At 36.8% G+C, this 18,396-nt stretch carries 14 protein-coding genes; 11 read left to right on the top strand and 3 right to left on the bottom strand.

All coding sequences use genetic code 11. From position 1 onward, the window contains the following. Nucleotides 1–400: 400 nt before the first annotated feature. The 11 genes from EL260_RS17465 to EL260_RS17415 all read left to right on the top strand — a co-directional run bounded on the left by EL260_RS17465 (nt 401) and on the right by EL260_RS17415 (nt 14,726). Nucleotides 401–1,579, top strand: a complete 1,179-nt coding sequence (locus tag EL260_RS17465; RefSeq protein ID WP_123856661.1) for an autotransporter outer membrane beta-barrel domain-containing protein — start codon at nt 401–403, stop codon at nt 1,577–1,579. A gap of 17 nt (nt 1,580–1,596) precedes the next feature. Next, a complete protein-coding gene (locus EL260_RS17460; RefSeq protein ID WP_123856659.1) occupies nt 1,597–6,144 on the top strand; it encodes an RCC1 domain-containing protein in 4,548 nt (1,515 codons plus the stop codon). 234 nt (nt 6,145–6,378) lie between these two features. Continuing rightward, complete coding sequence (locus EL260_RS17455) at nt 6,379–7,992, top strand: T9SS type A sorting domain-containing protein (protein WP_126367235.1); 1,614 nt, start codon at nt 6,379–6,381, stop codon at nt 7,990–7,992. A 149-nt stretch (nt 7,993–8,141) separates the two neighbouring features. After that, on the top strand, nt 8,142–8,552 hold the full coding sequence (locus tag EL260_RS17450) for a 5-fold beta-flower protein (protein WP_123856655.1): 411 nt from the start codon (nt 8,142–8,144) through the stop codon (nt 8,550–8,552). A 178-nt stretch (nt 8,553–8,730) separates the two neighbouring features. Then, a complete protein-coding gene (locus EL260_RS17445) occupies nt 8,731–9,486 on the top strand; it encodes a LytR/AlgR family response regulator transcription factor (RefSeq protein WP_123856653.1) in 756 nt (251 codons plus the stop codon). A gap of 2 nt (nt 9,487–9,488) precedes the next feature. Next, entirely contained in the window at nt 9,489–10,490 is a 1,002-nt protein-coding gene (locus EL260_RS17440) for a sensor histidine kinase (RefSeq protein WP_228445514.1), read from the top strand. Between the two features lie 191 nt (nt 10,491–10,681). Further along, nucleotides 10,682–11,296: a porin family protein gene (locus tag EL260_RS17435; protein ID WP_123856651.1), complete on the top strand. Its 615-nt coding sequence runs from the start codon at nt 10,682–10,684 to the stop codon at nt 11,294–11,296. A 107-nt stretch (nt 11,297–11,403) separates the two neighbouring features. Continuing rightward, nucleotides 11,404–12,513 (top strand): alpha/beta hydrolase family protein, encoded by a 1,110-nt coding sequence (locus tag EL260_RS17430; RefSeq protein ID WP_123856649.1) that lies wholly within the window; start codon nt 11,404–11,406, stop codon nt 12,511–12,513. Between the two features lie 46 nt (nt 12,514–12,559). Beyond that, a complete protein-coding gene (locus EL260_RS17425; RefSeq protein ID WP_123856647.1) occupies nt 12,560–13,537 on the top strand; it encodes a D-cysteine desulfhydrase family protein in 978 nt (325 codons plus the stop codon). Between the two features lie 31 nt (nt 13,538–13,568). Beyond that, nucleotides 13,569–14,039, top strand: a complete 471-nt coding sequence (locus tag EL260_RS17420) for a GNAT family N-acetyltransferase (protein ID WP_123856645.1) — start codon at nt 13,569–13,571, stop codon at nt 14,037–14,039. A 24-nt stretch (nt 14,040–14,063) separates the two neighbouring features. Next, nucleotides 14,064–14,726: a hypothetical protein gene (locus tag EL260_RS17415; RefSeq protein ID WP_123856643.1), complete on the top strand. Its 663-nt coding sequence runs from the start codon at nt 14,064–14,066 to the stop codon at nt 14,724–14,726. Nucleotides 14,727–15,196: 470 nt separating this feature from the next. On the opposite strand, the gene EL260_RS17410 is transcribed toward EL260_RS17415, so the two are convergent. The 3 genes from EL260_RS17410 to EL260_RS17400 form a co-directional block, all read right to left on the bottom strand. Further along, complete coding sequence (locus tag EL260_RS17410; RefSeq protein ID WP_123856641.1) at nt 15,197–15,682, bottom strand: hypothetical protein; 486 nt, start codon at nt 15,680–15,682, stop codon at nt 15,197–15,199. Between the two features lie 251 nt (nt 15,683–15,933). Next, a complete protein-coding gene (locus EL260_RS17405) occupies nt 15,934–16,635 on the bottom strand; it encodes a LytR/AlgR family response regulator transcription factor (protein ID WP_228445512.1) in 702 nt (233 codons plus the stop codon). Further along, nucleotides 16,632–18,371: a histidine kinase gene (locus tag EL260_RS17400; RefSeq protein ID WP_228445510.1), complete on the bottom strand. Its 1,740-nt coding sequence runs from the start codon at nt 18,369–18,371 to the stop codon at nt 16,632–16,634. Before EL260_RS17400 ends, EL260_RS17405 begins: the two co-directional genes overlap by 4 nt. Between the last annotated feature and the right edge of the window lie 25 nt (nt 18,372–18,396).

The raw sequence follows: 18,396 nt of genomic DNA, 5'->3' as shown, positions 1-18,396 counted from the left end.
TATTTTGCCCATTCATCATAGCTAATTGTTTCCAACAATTTAAAAACAGCATTAAAATTTTGAAATTTCTTTAAAGCAGTTGTATTGAATCGATATGATTCTTTTTTCAAATCATACCTTACTGTTAAAAATCATAACAGTTATATCAGTTTGAGAATCACAAAAGCTTGAAGCAATGTCTGAAAAGTTTGATGTGGTAAGAGTTATGATGTTACCTTATTTAATCAACGAAAATACCTTTAAAATCAATGTTTATTCATTGATTGAAGTTGCTATACCGCAAGCTCTGTGCTTTAAAAAAGAAAACCGAAAGTGACAGTTCTTACGTTTGGCTATCAGAAGAGTTTTGGGAATCAAAGGACCTAAATTTAATATTAAACCAACCAATTTTTATACTATTATGACAAAAAAACTACTAATCATGGCCTTCACAGGCTTATCCGGGACTATGGCTTTTGCAGCCGATCTGTATGTTAGAAATGGCGGAATAGGCGGTGCTTACTCTACAGTAAGTGCAGCTATTACAGCAGCTTCAGATGGAGACCGCATCATCATTCAACCCAAAACAAATGGGACAGCTTATATAGAAAACCTGACTATTAACAAGTCACTTACTTTTGTTTCAGAAACCAATTATAATAAATATATCATCCAGGGAAACATTACCATTAATCCGGCAGCAGGAAGAATAGTGACCATCAGCAGTCTGAGTACAGGGGCTTCTGGCAGTTATAATTTAGAAACAAACGGAGGAACATCAGGCGGAAGAACTACTGTTAATCTTTTGAATTGTGATCTGAATAATGTTTTTTCATATCAGATCAATACAACCACCAACGTTTCCGGTAGTACGGTGAAGGGAAACCTGATATTTTCTCACGGAATATGTACGGCCAATAAAACAGGATTTATCAATATCTATTCTGTGGCACCAGATACCATTCCTGCCGCATCTGATATTGAGGTGTATGGTAATATATCAAACGGAGGGATACAGACTTCACAAATCAATTATAACTTTAAATTCTACAATAATTTCTGTACCGGGTTTAATATTACAAATCTTAAATCAGGAAGCTCTAACGAAATCGTTAACAATACTGTTTATAATCCTAATCCTGGTGATTTGGCCCCGTTTACGATTAACATCAATGGAACAACGGCTGGAAATATTGCCATTATGAACAATGCTGTTTCTTTTGTAGTGGGTCAAACCAATGTTTGTATTCAAAACGCAAGTAGTAATGTAAATGTGACCGCTAATTACAATTTATCTACGAACTCTTTTATAACACAAGGGAATATGACCCAAAGCAACAATTCAGGGGCAGTTAATATGAATTTCGATAATACAACATATACAGTAACGGGTATGAACACAAATGCAGGAAATCCTGATGTGAAATACACAGATTTAGACCTTACCAGAAACGATGTTGGACATTATGGCGGTTCTAACAGCTGGGCAAATTACTGGCCTGCAGATAACGGAGGAAAACCTCAGGTGAACTATTTGGTAACTCCAAGAACAGTTAACAATGGTACATTAACCATCACCGGATCAGGTTTTTCTAAATAATCTTAATCATACAATATATGAATAAATATATCTATAGTATAATCGCTTTGTTTATGGCGACGCTGTGCTGGGCACAGATGTTCGTGAGCCAGGCCGAGTATTTCTGGGATACCGATCCCGGAAAAGGAAACGGTACATCCGTATTAGCTACGGATGGAAGTTTCAACAGTGTTTTTGAGCAATTAACCAAAACAGGAATTGCAACACCAGGTATCGGTTTACACAAACTCTCTGTTCGTATCAAAGATAATATGGGTGTTTGGGGGCCTGTTTTTACAAATGTCATTGATGTTCAGCAAAATTCAGTGTCAAACATCCTGGCCATTTCTCAGGCTGAATATTTTTGGGATAATGATCCCGGAAAAGGAAATGGTACTCCGGTATTAGCCACCGATGGTAATTTTAACAGTACTTACGAGCAACTGACCAAAACAGGAATTGCTTTACCATCCACTGGCTTACATGTATTTAATGTTCGTATCAGAGACAACGCTGGGGTTTGGGGACCTCTCTTTAAAAATGTTATTAATATAGAAGCTTCAGTTCCTTCAGGTTGCTGGCAGACGCTTAGCAAAAAAGGTGAACATTCCGTAGGTATCAAAACAGACGGAACATTATGGACGTGGGGAAGTAATTCTAATGGCCAGCTCGGAGACGGAACAACGATCGATAGAAATGTGGCTATCCAGATAGGAACAGCCAATAATTGGTTGAAAGCAGTAACCGGATCTGATTATACTATTGCCATCAAAACAGATGGTACCTTATGGGCGTGGGGTGAGAATAACTATGGCCAATTAGGTGACGGAACTAATATAGATAGATTTAGTCCTACTCAGATTGGAACAGCCAATAATTGGCAAAGTATTACTGCTGGGCTTTATCATGTCTCAGCTATTAAAACAGATGGTACACTTTGGGGCTGGGGATATAATAATGAAGGAGAATTAGGAGATGGAACTTCAATTGCCAAAAAAATCCCAACACAAATTGGAACAGATACAGACTGGGCCATGGCCACAGCGGGAAGTTATCATACATTGGCAGTAAAATCAAATGGAACACTATGGGGATGGGGTAATAATTCTGACGGACGAGTAAATGCAATACCAGGCAATAAGTATTTTCCGGTTCAAATCGGAACGGAGAACAATTGGCAACGTGTTGATGCCGGATATAGCCATTCTATAGCACTCAAAACCGATGGTACGCTATGGTCATGGGGAAGAAATACTTATGGAGAATTAGGAGATGGAACTTTAGTTTCAAAATCAATCCCAACGCAGGTAGGAACGGCAAACAATTGGTTAAATGCATCCGCAGGAATGCAGTTTACAATGGCCATTAAAACAGATGGTACGCTATGGGCGTGGGGTAACAATTACTATGGAACATTCGGGAACGGTACATCAGGATCTACCTATCTTACATCACCTGCAAAAGTAGGATCGTCTTCAGACAATATGCAGGTTTTTGCCGGAGATAATTCTGTTCTTGTAAAAACTAACGATGGCTTTTTAAAAGTATGTGGACTCAATAGTAGAGGAGGATTAGGTGATGGTACGAATGAACATAAATTTACTTATACTTCTATTAGTTGCCCTTCAAATTGTCTTCCGCCAACGCAATTTTCATCAACCAATATTACTTCTACAACGGCTACTATTAAGTGGACTGCATCAAATTCAGCACCTAATGGAGGTTATCTGTATCTTTATAGTACCCACACAGTAGTTGGAGGAATACAGGGAGCTACTTCTTCTACAGCTGCAGATCTGACAAACTTATTACCAGGTACCAAATATTACTGGTGGGTAGCATCGTATTGTGGATCAAGCCAGGGTAATTGGGTGCCGGGAGGCTCTTTTACTACACCTGCCACCATGGATACAAGCTGCTGGAAAAGTGCCGCTGCCGGATGGGGGCATTCATTAGCCATCAAAACAGATGGAACACTTTGGGCATGGGGATATAATACCTATGGACAATTTGGAGATGGAACCAATACTAACAATTCTAAACCAACCCCAGTCGGAACAGATAATAATTGGTTGAAAATTGCAGCAGGTCATAGTCATTCTGTGGCACTCAAAACGGATGGAACACTATGGGCTTGGGGGAGTAATGAGGAAGGACAATTAGGAGATGGAACCAATACTAACAAAAACACCATAACAAAAATTGGAACAGCAACAGACTGGGTAAGTATTGCAGCTGGTAGTGATTATACAGTAGCTCTAAAATCAAATGGAACAATTTGGGCTTGGGGTGAAAATAACTATGGACAGTTAGGAGACGGTACAAAGATTAGGAAAAATGTACCTGTACAAATAGGAACAGCAACAGACTGGGCAAGTATTTCTGCAGGACAAGATCATACACTAGCTATCAAAGCAGATGGAACGCTATGGGCATGGGGATATAATAATAGTGGACAAGTAGGAGATGGTACCAGGCTGGATAAATTAGCTCCAATAAAAATAGGAACCGCAACAAATTGGAAAAGTATTGATGGTGGAGGAGACGTTTCGATAGGAATCAAAACAGACGGTACCCTTTGGGCATGGGGAAGCAATTTCAGAGGAGAACTGGGAGACGGAACAACAACTGAAAAGTATACTCCAACACAAATCGGAACAGAAACCAATTGGCGAATTGTTGATGCTGGCTTTAATAATTCTTCTATAGCCCTGAAAACAGATGGTACCCTTTGGACATGGGGAGGTAATAGCAGTGGGCAATTAGGAGATGGTACAGCAACTAACAGAAGTACCCCTATGCTTATAGGAACTGCTGCTAACTGGCAAAGTATTTCAGCAGGAATGTCTCATACACTTTTGATCAATACCAATGGACTTTTAGCAGGAACTGGTGATAATCAGCTGGGAGAAATAGGAGATGGGACTAGGCTTAAAAGGAGAATATTTACACCGGTAGCTTGTCCTCCGGCTTGTAATCCTCCAGGTCAGTTTATGTCTTCTAATATTACATCCAGTTCGGCTACTCTTGGTTGGACAGCACCTAGTCCGGCTCCTGGTGGAGGGTATTCATATATGTATAGCACAAATTCAGAGTTTGGAGGAATAGAAGGGAAAACTACTTCTACTGCGGGTAATAATGTGACCAATTTATTGCCAAACACCACTTACTATTGGTGGGTAGCATCTAGTTGTGGATATAATCAGACGAATTGGATACCGGCAGGATCCTTTACTACACTTCCTACCAATGAAACAGGATGCTGGGAAAGCGTGAGTTCAGGTGCTTTTCATTCGTTAGGAGTAAAATCGGATGGTACATTATGGTCATGGGGGGCTAATAATAGTGGTCAGCTTGGTGACGGAACTACGAGCCCAAAAAATATCCCAACACAAATCGGAACCGGAAATAGCTGGCTGAAAATAGCTGCAGGATATAATCATAACGTAGCCATTAAAACAGATGGAACGATATGGGCTTGGGGAGGTAATCAACATGGACAATTAGGTGATGGAACTACAACTTCAAGTAATAATCCAACACAAATCGGGACAGCTACGGACTGGGTAAGCATTGCTGTTGGATATAATCATACATTCGGAATCAAATCAGACGGAACACTATGGGGTTGGGGACTTAATGATTATGGTTTATTAGGCGATGGGACTACCATCAATAAAAACGTACCTGTGCAAATCGGGACTGCAAATGATTGGAAAATGATCACAGCAGGGTCTGAGCATACTCTTGCCATCAAAACCAATGGAACACTATGGGGGTGGGGAAATACAAATAATGGACGGGTAGGTGAAGGAACTACAACTTCAACAATAATATCAAGCCCTATTCAAATAGGAACCGCTACTGATTGGAAAAATGTGAGTGCTGGTTGGTTTCATTCGTTAGGGATGAAAACAGATGGAACGTTATGGGGCTGGGGAAATAATTCAGATGGACAATTAGGTGATGGAACCACCACTTCTAAAAGTACTCCAACGAAAATCGGAACTGGAACGAACTGGAAAAATGTGAGCACTAACAATTATAGTTCTTCTGTAGGAATTAAAACAGATGGCACCCTTTGGACATGGGGTAGAAATACTTATGGACAATTAGGTGATGGAACTAAAATCGTGAGATTGAATCCAACTCAAATAGGAACAGCTACTGATAGAAAAATTGTTGCCGCAGGAGAATATACTACACTTTTAATCAATACCAATGGATTCTTATCAGGAACCGGTCGTAATGATGACGGAGAAATAGGGGATGGTACCAATATTTCAAAGCCAATTTTTACACCTATTGCTTGTCCTAAAGATGTATTAGCTGTTGTAGAGAATACACCAAAGACAGATCAGCTAAAAGTGTATCCAAATCCGGTAAGTGATATTCTGACGATCTCTTTTGATCAAAAGATTCATTCGGTAACCATTTACAATGCAGCAGGACAGCTGATACTAGCGAAAGCAATTGATGATACTAAAGGAACAATTGATGTTTCCGGATTTGTATCAGGGCTTTATCTGGTGAAAGTAAATGCAGCCAATGGTTTTGTAAAAACAGTAAAAGTTATCAAACGATAAACATTAAATTGTAATGTAATCATTAAGATTTCTTTTTGAAATCATTTAATATAGCGTCACTTAAAAATAAGTGGCGCTATTTTTTAATGTTTTATTTACCACATTTAATACTGTATTATTGTTATTATTGATTATTTGATGATTCATAATAAAAATATACTTTTGTATCAAACAACATAAAGTTATAATGGATAATCATGTTGTTTTTATTAAAAAAAGCTAATTTACAATATCATGAAAAAAAAATTATTAATTATTGTCTTAACAGGTTTAGTCTGTATCATGGCTTTTGCAGCTGATCCGCATATTAGAAAAGCCAAAAACGATGGAGTGTATTTCGTTGTGAGTGATTTAATTACAGTGTTTTCAAATGATGGCTATACCACCGTTCAACCCGAAACGAGCAAAGCTAACAATATTATTTGTGGAATGAGCCAAGGCAATTGTACAGCGGAAGGTTCCCTTACTAAAGTTCCTACAACAACAACAACAACAACAACAACAACAACAACAACAACAACAACAGCAGGCTGCTGGCAAAAGGTGACTTCTGGATATTTTCATTCGTTAGGGATCAAAACAGATGGAACGTTATGGGGATGGGGACGTAATAATTTTGGTCAATTAGGGGATGGAACTGCAATTTCAAAAAGTATCCCAATACAAGTCGGGATCGGAAATAACTGGCAGAAAATAGCTGCTGGAGTTTATCATTCATTAGGACTAAAAACAGATGGAACGCTATGGGCTTGGGGTAGAAATGATTATGGACAATTAGGAGATGGAACTATAACTGACAGAAGTAATCCAGTAAAAATCGGAACAGCCACAGATTGGGTAAATATTGCCGCTGGGGATAGTTATACATTAGCTATAAAATCAAATGGAACACTTTGGGCCTGGGGTAATAACCAGGAAGGACAATTAGGAGACGGTACAACCATAGATAAAAATATACCTATCCAAATAGGAACAACAAATGATTGGAAAATGATCACATCTGGTGGGGGGAATACTTTCGCCATCAAAACAGATGGAACATTATGGGGTTGGGGAAATAATTTATTCGGACATTTAGGAGATGGAACAACAATTGACAGAATTACTCCAACCCAAATCGGAACGGCTACGAATTGGAAAAATATTGTTGCTGGAAGTTTACATTCAGTAGGACTCAGAATTGATGGAACCTTATGGGCATGGGGTAGAAATGAATTGGGACCATTAGGAGATGGTACTACTATTGATAGACTTATACCTACACAAATTGGAACAGCAACAGATTGGCAAAGCATTGATGCAGGTTTTGAACATTCAGTAGCACTCAAAACAGATGGAACATTTTGGGCATGGGGAGATAATATACTTGGACAATTAGGGGATGGAACAACAACTAATAGAAATTCACCTACGTTTATTGGAACGGTTACTAATGTACAAAGCTTTACAGCCGGTATGTTTAATACATTTATTATTAATGATAATAGCTTTTTATCAGGTTGTGGCCTTAATAATTATGGTCAGCTAGGAGACGGCACAAATATTCAAAAACCAATATTTGTATCTATTACTTGCCCTACAAGTACTTTAGCTGTTCAGGAAGATTCACAAAAAATAGATAAGCTGAAAGTTTATCCGAATCCGGTACAGGATATCCTGACGATCTCACTAGATCAAAAGATTATTTTGCTAAGTGTTTACAATGCCGCAGGACAGTTGATCCTAACGAAAGCAATCAATGACACTAAGGGAATAATTGATTTTTCTTCTTTAACATCAGGAGTGTATAAGGTGAAAGTAAATGCGGACAAAGACTTTGTAAAAACAGTAAAAGTTATCAAACGATAAACATTAAATTGTAATCATTAAGATTTCTTTTTGAAGTCATTTAATATAGCGTCACTTAAAAATAAGTGGCGCTATATTTTTTTACTAATCAATATTTTTGAATATCTTAAGTGAACCCAAAAATAAGAACCAATTAAAACTTTAAAACCATGAAAAAAACACTATTTATTAGCTTTTTTCTGTTCAGCGTTTCCATGGTAATTGCACAAACTATAGAATCTGCAAGCCGTAGCACAACAGGTTATATCAAAAGTGATGGTACCATAGAAAACAGCAGCCGTTCAACAGTGGGCTATATTAAGAATGACGGTACTATAGAAAACAAAAATCGCAGTACTATTGGCTATATCAAAAGTGATGGAACTATAGAAAACCAAAACCGTTCTACCGTAGGGTACGTTAAAAAAGATGGTACTGTAGAAAACAGCAGCCGTTCAACCATTGGCTATGTCAAAGATGATGGAACGGTAGAAAACAGCAGTCGAAGTACTATTGGGTATGCAAAAGGAATTAGAAAAGAATGGGTGGCAGTAGTATATTTCTTTTTTAAACTAAATTAAATATCAGTGCTTGCAAAAAAGAATCTTTAATTGAGGAAATACTTTTTGAAATACGGATTTTGCTATGATTGATTTCATCATGCTCATTTGGTATTTCATCCCCTTAATTCTAAACTCAATCCCAAATTTGATTTTCTAAAGCGAACATTCCGTATTTTTACAATAAATGATGTAGAATATGAAATATCTGATCGTAGAAGATGAACGTTTTGCGTACGTAGAGCTAGAACGTATGATGATAAGTCTCTGTCCAGACTATACGTTGGCCGGCAGGATAGAATCCGTAGTGGATACTGTACATTTTCTCAAAAATAATCAGGTAGATTTTATTCTGATGGACATCCGGTTGGCTGATGGTAACTGCTTTGAAATTTTTGAACAGATTGAAGTCTCTATACCAATCATTTTTACAACCGCTTACGACGAGTATGCTATTAGGGCTTTCAAATTAAATAGTATAGATTATCTGTTGAAGCCTGTTGAGGAAGCAGATTTATTAGCTGCATTGAAAAAATTGCAACGTCATAATATTGAAAAAGAACCCACTTTTGATTACAAAAAGATTGAGGCTGCCTTATTGGGACATCATAAAAAAAATCGTTTTCTTATTCAGATTGGCGACCACTATAATCATATAGATATCAATGATATTGCCTATTTTTATAGTGAGGAAAAAGTTGTGTTCCTGCATACATTTTCCGACAGGAAATTTGTTATTGATTATACCTTAAACCAACTTGATGCCCAATTAGACAAAAAAACATTTTTCCGGGTTTCCCGGAATTGTGTTGCCAATATTACATCGATTAAAAAAATCTCCAAATATTTCAATAGCCGATTGAAACTGGCATTCCAGCCGGATTGCCCACATGAAATTTTAGTCAGCCGTGAACGGGTACCGGATTTTCTTAAATGGGTAGACGGACAGCATTAAAAATGATGAAAAAAATAGATAAAAAACATAGTATTGCCTTTGTGCTCATCGTGACAACTCTGTTGGTTTTCTTTTACTTTATGTTTCAGATACTAACTGGGAAAGAAAGAAGTTTTTCAGATTTTTTTATCATCAATTTACTTCCCTTTGTATTGATTGCATGGATGGATTTTCTTATTATTAATAATATTTATAAGTATTTAAAAATAAGAAATATATACCTGCATGTTGCCTTGGATTTATTTATTTCGTCATTATTTTCTGTATTCGTGATTTTTCTGGTTAATCTTTCGCTTTTAGGGGAATCTGCATTGAAGAGCAGCCCGGAAATTATTAAATCCGGGATTTTTATTATTCTTTGGAATAGCATTGTAGTATTGCTCATTGAAATTTTCTTTTATAACCAACAACACCTGGATGCTGAAAATAAAATTACCATCATGGAAAAAGAGAAAATACAATATCAGTACGATACTTTGAAAGCTCAGATCAATCCCCATTTTTTATTCAACAGCCTGAATGTTTTGTCCTCTTTAGCCTACCAAGATGCTGAAAAGGCGAATCTTTTTGCGAAAAAAATGTCGGGAGTTTACCGCTATTTATTGCTGACAAATGAACGGCCTTTGGTTACCCTTCAGGAAGAACTTGCCTTTCTGGATTCATATATATTTTTAGAACAGATTCGGTTTGGAGATAATTTGCGTGTGGAAGTAGTCAATAAAAATGAACTGAACCGTAAAGTAATCCCTGTAAGCCTGCAATTGCTTGTGGAAAATGCTATAAAACATAATATTACCACGTATAATAATCCCTTGATGATTCGCATTGAAATAGCTGAAGAAGGAATTACTGTTTCCAACAATCTTCAGCTGAGAACTACTGCTGACTGTGGTGGAATAGGACTGAAAAACCTGCAAAAACAATATGCCCTGTACAATAAAACCATTGAAGTCATAAGAACGGATACGGAATTTACCGTAAAACTTTCGTTTTTGGATCAATAACAACCACACTGCTTTTATTCATTCGCTAAGACTTATGCAATACGTATTCTTTTGTGGAATTTTAATTCACTAAATACCACATTTCATCATGTTGATACTGAAGTTCATCAGAAAAGACTTCATACAAGCGTTTCCAATCCGGAGTTTTGCATCACAATAATTTCAGTTTATTCATCAAAAATTTTTTCACAATGAAAAAGCAGGCAATATTATCAATTTTTGCTACAGGAACACTTCTTATGGGTACCATTTCAGTAAAGGCCCAAAAAAAAATGTCTTTAGGACTTAAAGGCGGGGTCAATTCAACCTTTTATAAGTACGATTCAGAGAGCGCGTATTCAAAAAGTTCACCAGAATTAGGAGGCTCTGTGGGAGGATTTCTAAAGTATGATTTTGGCAGCTGGTTTGCCCTTCAGTCTGATCTAATGCTGCATTACAGAAATTCTGAAATGGAAAATAAGTTCACCACAGAGAAATCCAAATTAGAATCCTATGATCTTGAACTTCCTGTTTATGGGGTTTTTCAATATAAATTGGGTGTAGGTAAATTATTTTTCGGAATAGGTCCTTATCTGGGATATGGAATAAGCGCTAAAATGGGTGATATGGATATGTACAGCAAAAATACAGAAGGTAAATCCCCATTGAAACAACTTAATTACGGTGCTGCTGCCATGTGTGGCTATGATGTTGGACACTTTCAGATCAGTGCTTCCTATGTATCGCAATACGGAATAGGATCTATGAGTACTATTTCTGCCTTAAAGCGGCAAGTTTTCGGATTGGAAATTGGATACAGCTTATAGTTTCATAAATCCTGCCATGTTCGTAGGGAATTAAAGAGATGATACTTGATTTCCTACGAATAACTATTAATCTCATTTGATACTTTCTAATCAAACAATTGAACAAAATGAAGAAAATTATTCTATCGCTGATCGCAATTCTGTCGGTTTCAACTTCGGTTTTCGCACAGAATATTCAACTCAACAGACCTCAAGAACCTCTGAAACCCTATTCTTATTATTCAGAAGATATTACGTTTGAAAATAAACAGGCTGACATACATCTGGCGGGAACTTTAACGCTTCCAAGCAGGGAAGGTATTTTCCCTGCAGTTATTTTGATAAGCGGAAGTGGTCCTCAAAACAGAAATGAAGAACTGGCAGGGCATAAACCTTTTCTCGTACTGTCAGATTACCTTACCAAAAATGGATTTGCTGTTTTGCGGTATGATGACAGGGGAACAGCTTTGTCTCAAGGAGACTTCAAAAGGGCAACCTCGGTAGATTTAGCAACCGATGTAGAAAGTGCTGTTGCTTATTTAAAGACCAGAAAGGAAATCAATCCGGCAAATATTGGATTGATAGGTCATAGTGAAGGAGGCTTACTCGCTCCGTTAGTGGCCATAAAATCAAGAGAGGTTGCGTTTATTGTAATGCTTGCCGGTCCAGGGATTTCCGGAGAACAAATACTTTTAATTCAACAGAGACTGATCGCAGAAGCTTCGGGAACCAATGAAGACGAAATAAAAGGGATGGAGAAGATCAACAGAAAAACATTTGATCTTGTGAAGAAATCCTCTGATATCGGGCAGTTAAAAAAAAATATCAGAATCAGTTTAGAAAAAATAATAAGTAATAATCCTAAGCTGAAAAGACCTGATGGTATGACGGATGATGAATTCATCAACTTACAGATTGATACCTATGCTACTCCCTGGATGCAGTATTTTATTAAATATGATCCTTTTTCTACATTAAAAAAAGTGAAAATTCCGGTTTTGGCTCTTAATGGCGGAACAGATCTGCAGATTACCCCAAAGGAGAATTTAAAGGCTATAAAGAAAGCATTAAGAAAGGCTAAAAACAAACAGGCAACGATCAAAGAACTGCCAGGATTAAACCACCTATTTCAGGAGTCTGATACAGGAGCTCCTCAGGAATACCAGCGTATTGAGCAGACTTATTCGCCAACAGTTTTGAAAGAAGTATCGGATTGGTTACATTTACAATTAAAGTAGAGGATAAAAAAGAAATCATACATTAAAGACACCAAAAGATAAAGATATGAACAACAATAAGATAGACTTGGGCTTTTTTCCAACGCCATTTCAACAGCTGAAAAACCTGTCAAAGTTATATCCTGATTACACTATTTACATTAAAAGAGATGACAACACTGGCTTAGCCTCTGGCGGAAACAAAACCAGAAAACTAGAGTTTTTAATCCAACAGGCATTGGATGAAGGCTGTGATACCGTAATCACTGCGGGAGCACAACAATCTAATCATTGCAGGCAGACAGCGGCGGCTTGTGCTAAAATGGGTCTGCAATGTCATCTGCTTCTTGGTGGTGAGAAACCTGATACATACGATGGAAATCTACTGTTGTCTTCATTGCTTGGAGCATCCATACATTTTACAGGTGACAACAGAAAAGGAGAAGATATAAAACTTTTAAAAGAAACCCTGGAACACCAGGGAAATAAATGTTTTATCATTCCCTATGGTGGCTCAAATTCCACAGGAGCTTTAGGATTTGTACATGCCGTAGAGGAGCTGAAAAAACAACTTGCCGAAAAAGAGCTGACAATAGATTATATTTTTTTTGCTTCAAGTTCTGGCGGAATGCAGGCCGGGTTAACTGCCGGAAAAGCTTTGTATGATCTAAAAGCAGAACTCATCCCCATTAGTATAGATAAAGAAGAAACCAATGGAGTTTCCCTGGAAGAGGTTGTTTTTAGAATTGTTCAGGAAATAATAGCAAACCTTAATATCAACAAAAAGATTGAACCTTCAGAAATAGTTCTCAACAGGGATTATGATACTGCAGGATATGGGGTCTTAACAGCTAATGAAAGATTTGCCATTGATGAACTTGCAAAAAATGAGGGCATTCTTTTAGATCCCGTTTATACAGGAAGGGCATTTTATGGAATGCTGGATTTTTTGAAAAATAAAAAACTACCAGCACATACTAATGTTTTATTCTGGCATACAGGAGGGCTGCCTGCTGTTTTTACATTTGCCAAAGAGCTGACTTAATTGTTGATGATATAAAAATATTACGATCAATATGGAAATAACCTTACAAGAAATAACAGCGGACAACTTTTATGATGTATGTCTGTTGACCACCAATAAAAATGGAGTCCTCACGTTTGATGAAGAATTTTTATGCAGCAATTCAGTATCTATTGCAGAATCCAAATATTATCCGCTATTGAATCCACAGGCTATATACAGTGATAAAATACTGATCGGTTTTATCATGTCTGGGCCTTATTTTAAGGACAATGGAAACTTTTGGGTCCTGAGATATATGATCGATCATCAATATCAAGGTAAGGGGTACGGAAAAAAAGCATTCCACACTTTTATAGAACACGTAAAAAGAAGTGGAAATATAGAGCAGATTCACATTGGGCTTGATCCCGACAACATCCGTGCAATATCTCTTTATACTTCTGTAGGTTTCGCATTTACAGGAGAACGAAAAGATGGGGAGGATGTATATATTCTGGAACTTATCCAGCATATCCCATAAAATATAATCAAATGATTCATAAAAATGAATAACGAACTCCATAAACTCCTTTATTACTACAACGAGGAAGGATACGAAGGATATGACTTAAGTGAAGTACAGCTCCTTGAAAAAAAGGATGTTGACAGGATCGAAAAATTGAAATTGCTTCTTCATGATGACAATCAGTATATTGTATATCAGGCCATGCTTATTTTACTTGCATGGTCAATACCCGAAGGATTTGAAATGCTTGATCGTTTCATCCATGAAAAATGGGATCAAAAAGAAAATTTTGAACCCCATAGACTCTATAATGAAGACAATGTATACGATGTAATTACCAATGCATTGTATATTGCAACATTCAATGGAAAAAGCGAACAGGAATTATATCCTTACATCAGACAGTTCCTAAATAGCTATGGAGATAAGTTCTTTGAATCTAATCTAAAGGATTTTCTGTTAAAGAAAAACTGCAGCTTCCTTTTAAAAGAAATAGAGCAGGCCATACAAAGTGCCTTACAAAATAAAAGGTACTATCAGGCCAGTCAGCTGTTTCCGGTTATGGTTCATTATAATCCAAATGCATTTAACGAATATATAGATGTTTTTAATCTTTTCATAAACCAGGATAAAAGAATTAGGCACAATAGGGAAGAAGCGCAACTTCAACTCATAAAAGGAAATCCAGAAAGTAGAATTTAAGGATGATTTTATAAGATAAGATAATATATTGCGGAGTACGAAAATGTTTATAAATGGGTAAGATCAACCAATGATGGGTCTATAACCATATAACGCATGGGAAGATGCCAATATTTTTATAGCTAAAATAGATCTTTTGAATTTTAAGATAGAAATTAAGCATAAGGAAAGTAAATTATCATTATTCAATCAAGAAGATCTCTTATTTGATCGGTTTCAATAGGATAAACGATAAAACATGTAGTTGTAGAGCAGAAAAGAAAAAGAATGAGTTGTTTGGCCGATATTAAATTACTTGTTCGAAATGAAATCTCCGAAGTCAGGAGACTTCGGAGAAGAGGTGACCTCGTAAGAGTATCTTCAAATATCTTTTAAAAGATTTATCTGTATAGGCTTACTTGATGAAGACGATTTCTTTTACGGAATTCCTATTTCTTCAGCCTTAATTAATCTACAGCAGATTAACTATTTTATTTTTGTTTCAATGAAAAGTTATCCATATAAACTGCCTGATGAATGCCATTCAGTAAAACCTTCAGCCCTAAATGGGTATCTTTTTTTATAGAAATAGTGTAAGTCTTTTTTTCTCCTGTTATCTTGGAAGGCTTAGCTATTGAAACATATAATTTTGTATCGGAAGCATTATTTACTGAGAAAATCTCCAATGTAGTTTCCCCTCCGTTATCTGAAATATCAAGGCTAAGAGTATAGTTTCCTGCTTTAATTTTCGGAGTTACTAAAAACATATTTTCTCCAGGACTGTTCATTGAGTAAAATATAATTTTTTTGTCACTCGCATATAACATTGCCTTCCCTCCCGGCTGAGCAGTCCAGCATTTATCAATATCTTTCCATGTATCAAAGTTTTCATTGATGGCAGATTCTGTTTTACATTGTGCTTTTACCGTTAGAAGCCCTCCCATAGTTATTAGCCCTGCTAATACGATTCTTTTCATGTGTTATTTTTATTTATTTTATGTAAAAATAAGCAAAAAAAATTATCCCTGAAATATCCAGTTCAATAGAGTATCAGAGACTTTGCTTACTGTTGTTCTTTTATTCTCTTTAATATTTTTTGTAATTTGTACAGATTGGATAAATTTTAATGATCAAAAATATTCGGAGAACGGGAGTTTTTACGGACTTTTAAAAAGTAATAATGTTTGTTTGGTATGGTCCGAAGCTATTATTATTAAACTTTTTGAGCTTATATTATTTTGTTTTTCAATTCTTTGTATTTTGATCGTCCTACAGGTAGAATTTCACCTGTTTTAAGCAATACACTATAACGTGTTCCGGTGTTTATAAGCATTTTTTCAACCTGGAGAAAATTCACCAAATACGATTTATGAATGCGCTCAAATTGATCAGGAAGAAGTTGGTTTAGTAATTCAAGAGACTTATCATGCAGTTCAGTCCGCCCACTATGAAGATGCAGTTCAGTATAGATTCCAGCCCCTTTGATATAAATTATGTCCGTAATATTGATGAGCCGTATCTGCCCGGATTTCTTTACAGCCAGGTATTTAATCTCCTCTTCAGCCTTTACAACAGGGCTCACAAATCGTGTCAAAGCTTTAAAAAATCTTTCCTGATCAAAAGGTTTGGGAACAAAATCAAGTACACCATACTCAAAAGCGATGATTGCTTTATCAATATTAGCTGAAACAATAATCGTATGAAAGGATGCAGCTACCATATGCTCTAGTATTTCAAACCCATTATCTCCATTGAGATTAAGATCAAGTAACAGAAGATCAGGAAGCTGATAGGCTATTTGATCAAGGCCTTTCTGTAAAGAATCACAAATACTGATCTCAACAGATGTACTGGCAAAAAATTCAATTGTCATACGTTCAACACGGCGGGCAATTCTGGCCTCGTCTTCTATAATCAGTATATTCATCATTTTAAAATATGAATTGTAGATATCCATCCGTCTTCAGCAGCCACAGAATCGAACGTCCAGTTCTGTCCGTAACTTTCGGTAAGGCGTGCTCTTATATATTTAAAGCCATTTCCTCCGGATCGATTGGTCATTACCTTTCTATTTTCTGCGACGGTTTTAAAAGTATATTGGTGCGTCTTATCTTGTAAGATATAAGAAAGCACAAATTTCACGGTGTTTCCGGGAAAAGGTTCACTATGGGTTATCCCATTTTCAAGTAGGGTATGGATAATAGCTGGGGGGATCAGTTGTTTCTCATCTATTCCAATTTCTTCCCACTGATAATTAATTTCCTTGCGAAACCCCATAATTGAAACATGCTGCCGGCAAAGTTCAAGTTCTTTCGTGATGGGAATTAGAGTCTGCTCAGAAATCTCGTTCATGATATCAAATTCTGTAGCCAATGCTTGTATGAAACGGGAACCTTCTTTAGGAGATTCTTCTACCCAATCCATCATGGAGGTAAGGGTATTTCTTAAAAAATGAGGTTGAATATTCTTTTTAAGAAGTTCCAACTGTAGCCTTGAAGAAAGAAGGACCGCATTCTGATGCTCTGCTTCAATAACACTTGTACGAATGGAATGAAGGTAAAGCATGCTCAATACAATGACTGTAAAGCTGATGAATAAACCGAAGTCATAGACCACGAACTTATTGATCAATGCACTGATCAAAAGTGCTGTCAACGCAATGAAACCTCCTTTTTCCTTTTGAATAATCCCATTAAAGACCACGATGAGAGAAGCAATCAGCATTGCCAAACTGTACAGACGGGCGGTCAGATCATAAGATTTATAATTGAGAATATAAAGTAACAAAAGGGTTATAACCAATAGTGCCATCAACCATTTTCCTTTTTTAAAATTAAACTGAATGATAAAGTATAAAGGAACCAGCAATGCATTGGTAAAAGTGAGCCAACCAATGATTTCAAGACGTACAAAGAAATAGGGGTATGGAATAAAGACATGAAACTTAAGATATTCCATAATCAGCAAAGTGAAAAAGAGAAGACAGATAGAAGCAAAGATCAGGATATCCCATTGTCTGCGTTGGCTGTTTAGATAAAGAAAAAAATAATAGACTGCTGCAATGAGAAAAGCTCCGGCCATTAGGTTCATATATGACATGGTTACTAATGGTCTTGTCAATAATAAATTATACGGATCAATTTTAAATCCGATGTTGCGTTGCACATGAGGGAGTAATGATTGTGAACTGCGTAAGGCAACCGTATGAAGACCTGGTGAAATCAGATGGTCTGGGATCCTATAATAGCTACTTTCAGTACCGGGTACTTCCGGGTTACCATTTTGCAGAACTTTCCCGTTATTACCGATCAATACCCCGTCCCAATATACTTCAAAAGAACCAAAAGATTGAATCTGAAGCCCAAGCGGTAATGCCTCATCTTCAATTTTACGCAGATCTAAATGGGTTCGTGACCAGAAGATTTTGCCAGAGATATTGCCTCTCTCCTGTGACCAATTTTTGTCATTATAGTCTTTAGATGCCCAAGCCAGGTCATCACCTGTTTTGTAAACGGGTATAGGGTCTTCATTGCGAATAACAGATGGGTTCAGTATGCCGAGCAATACTAGCAAAAACATAAAACTATGCATGATGTAAATATACAAGGTAATTCCCAACAATTTATGGTCGTTCAGAAGCTCATGGAGCCGTTCAGATGTTTTCACCAATGGGTAGCTTGTCTGTTCTTTA

The sequence above is a fragment of the Chryseobacterium nakagawai genome (genome assembly GCF_900637665.1).
Lineage (GTDB): Bacteria > Bacteroidota > Bacteroidia > Flavobacteriales > Weeksellaceae > Chryseobacterium > Chryseobacterium nakagawai.
The sequence above is the reverse complement of the archived record's forward strand: the minus strand, read 5'-3'. Positions and strand labels throughout refer to the sequence as shown.

Bases quoted from the DNA above. Each gene is read 5' to 3' on its own strand.
- EL260_RS17465 (WP_123856661.1), top strand. From the start codon at position 401: ATGACAAAAAAACTACTAATCATGGCCTTCACAGGCTTATCCGGGACT.
- EL260_RS17460 (WP_123856659.1), top strand. From the start codon at position 1,597: ATGAATAAATATATCTATAGTATAATCGCTTTGTTTATGGCGACGCTG.
- EL260_RS17455 (WP_126367235.1), top strand. From the start codon at position 6,379: ATGAAAAAAAAATTATTAATTATTGTCTTAACAGGTTTAGTCTGTATC.
- EL260_RS17450 (WP_123856655.1), top strand. From the start codon at position 8,142: ATGAAAAAAACACTATTTATTAGCTTTTTTCTGTTCAGCGTTTCCATG.
- EL260_RS17445 (WP_123856653.1), top strand. From the start codon at position 8,731: ATGAAATATCTGATCGTAGAAGATGAACGTTTTGCGTACGTAGAGCTA.
- EL260_RS17440 (WP_228445514.1), top strand. From the start codon at position 9,489: ATGATGAAAAAAATAGATAAAAAACATAGTATTGCCTTTGTGCTCATC.
- EL260_RS17435 (WP_123856651.1), top strand. From the start codon at position 10,682: ATGAAAAAGCAGGCAATATTATCAATTTTTGCTACAGGAACACTTCTT.
- EL260_RS17430 (WP_123856649.1), top strand. From the start codon at position 11,404: ATGAAGAAAATTATTCTATCGCTGATCGCAATTCTGTCGGTTTCAACT.
- EL260_RS17425 (WP_123856647.1), top strand. From the start codon at position 12,560: ATGAACAACAATAAGATAGACTTGGGCTTTTTTCCAACGCCATTTCAA.
- EL260_RS17420 (WP_123856645.1), top strand. From the start codon at position 13,569: ATGGAAATAACCTTACAAGAAATAACAGCGGACAACTTTTATGATGTA.
- EL260_RS17415 (WP_123856643.1), top strand. From the start codon at position 14,064: ATGAATAACGAACTCCATAAACTCCTTTATTACTACAACGAGGAAGGA.
- EL260_RS17410 (WP_123856641.1), bottom strand. From the start codon at position 15,682: ATGAAAAGAATCGTATTAGCAGGGCTAATAACTATGGGAGGGCTTCTA.
- EL260_RS17405 (WP_228445512.1), bottom strand. From the start codon at position 16,635: ATGATGAATATACTGATTATAGAAGACGAGGCCAGAATTGCCCGCCGT.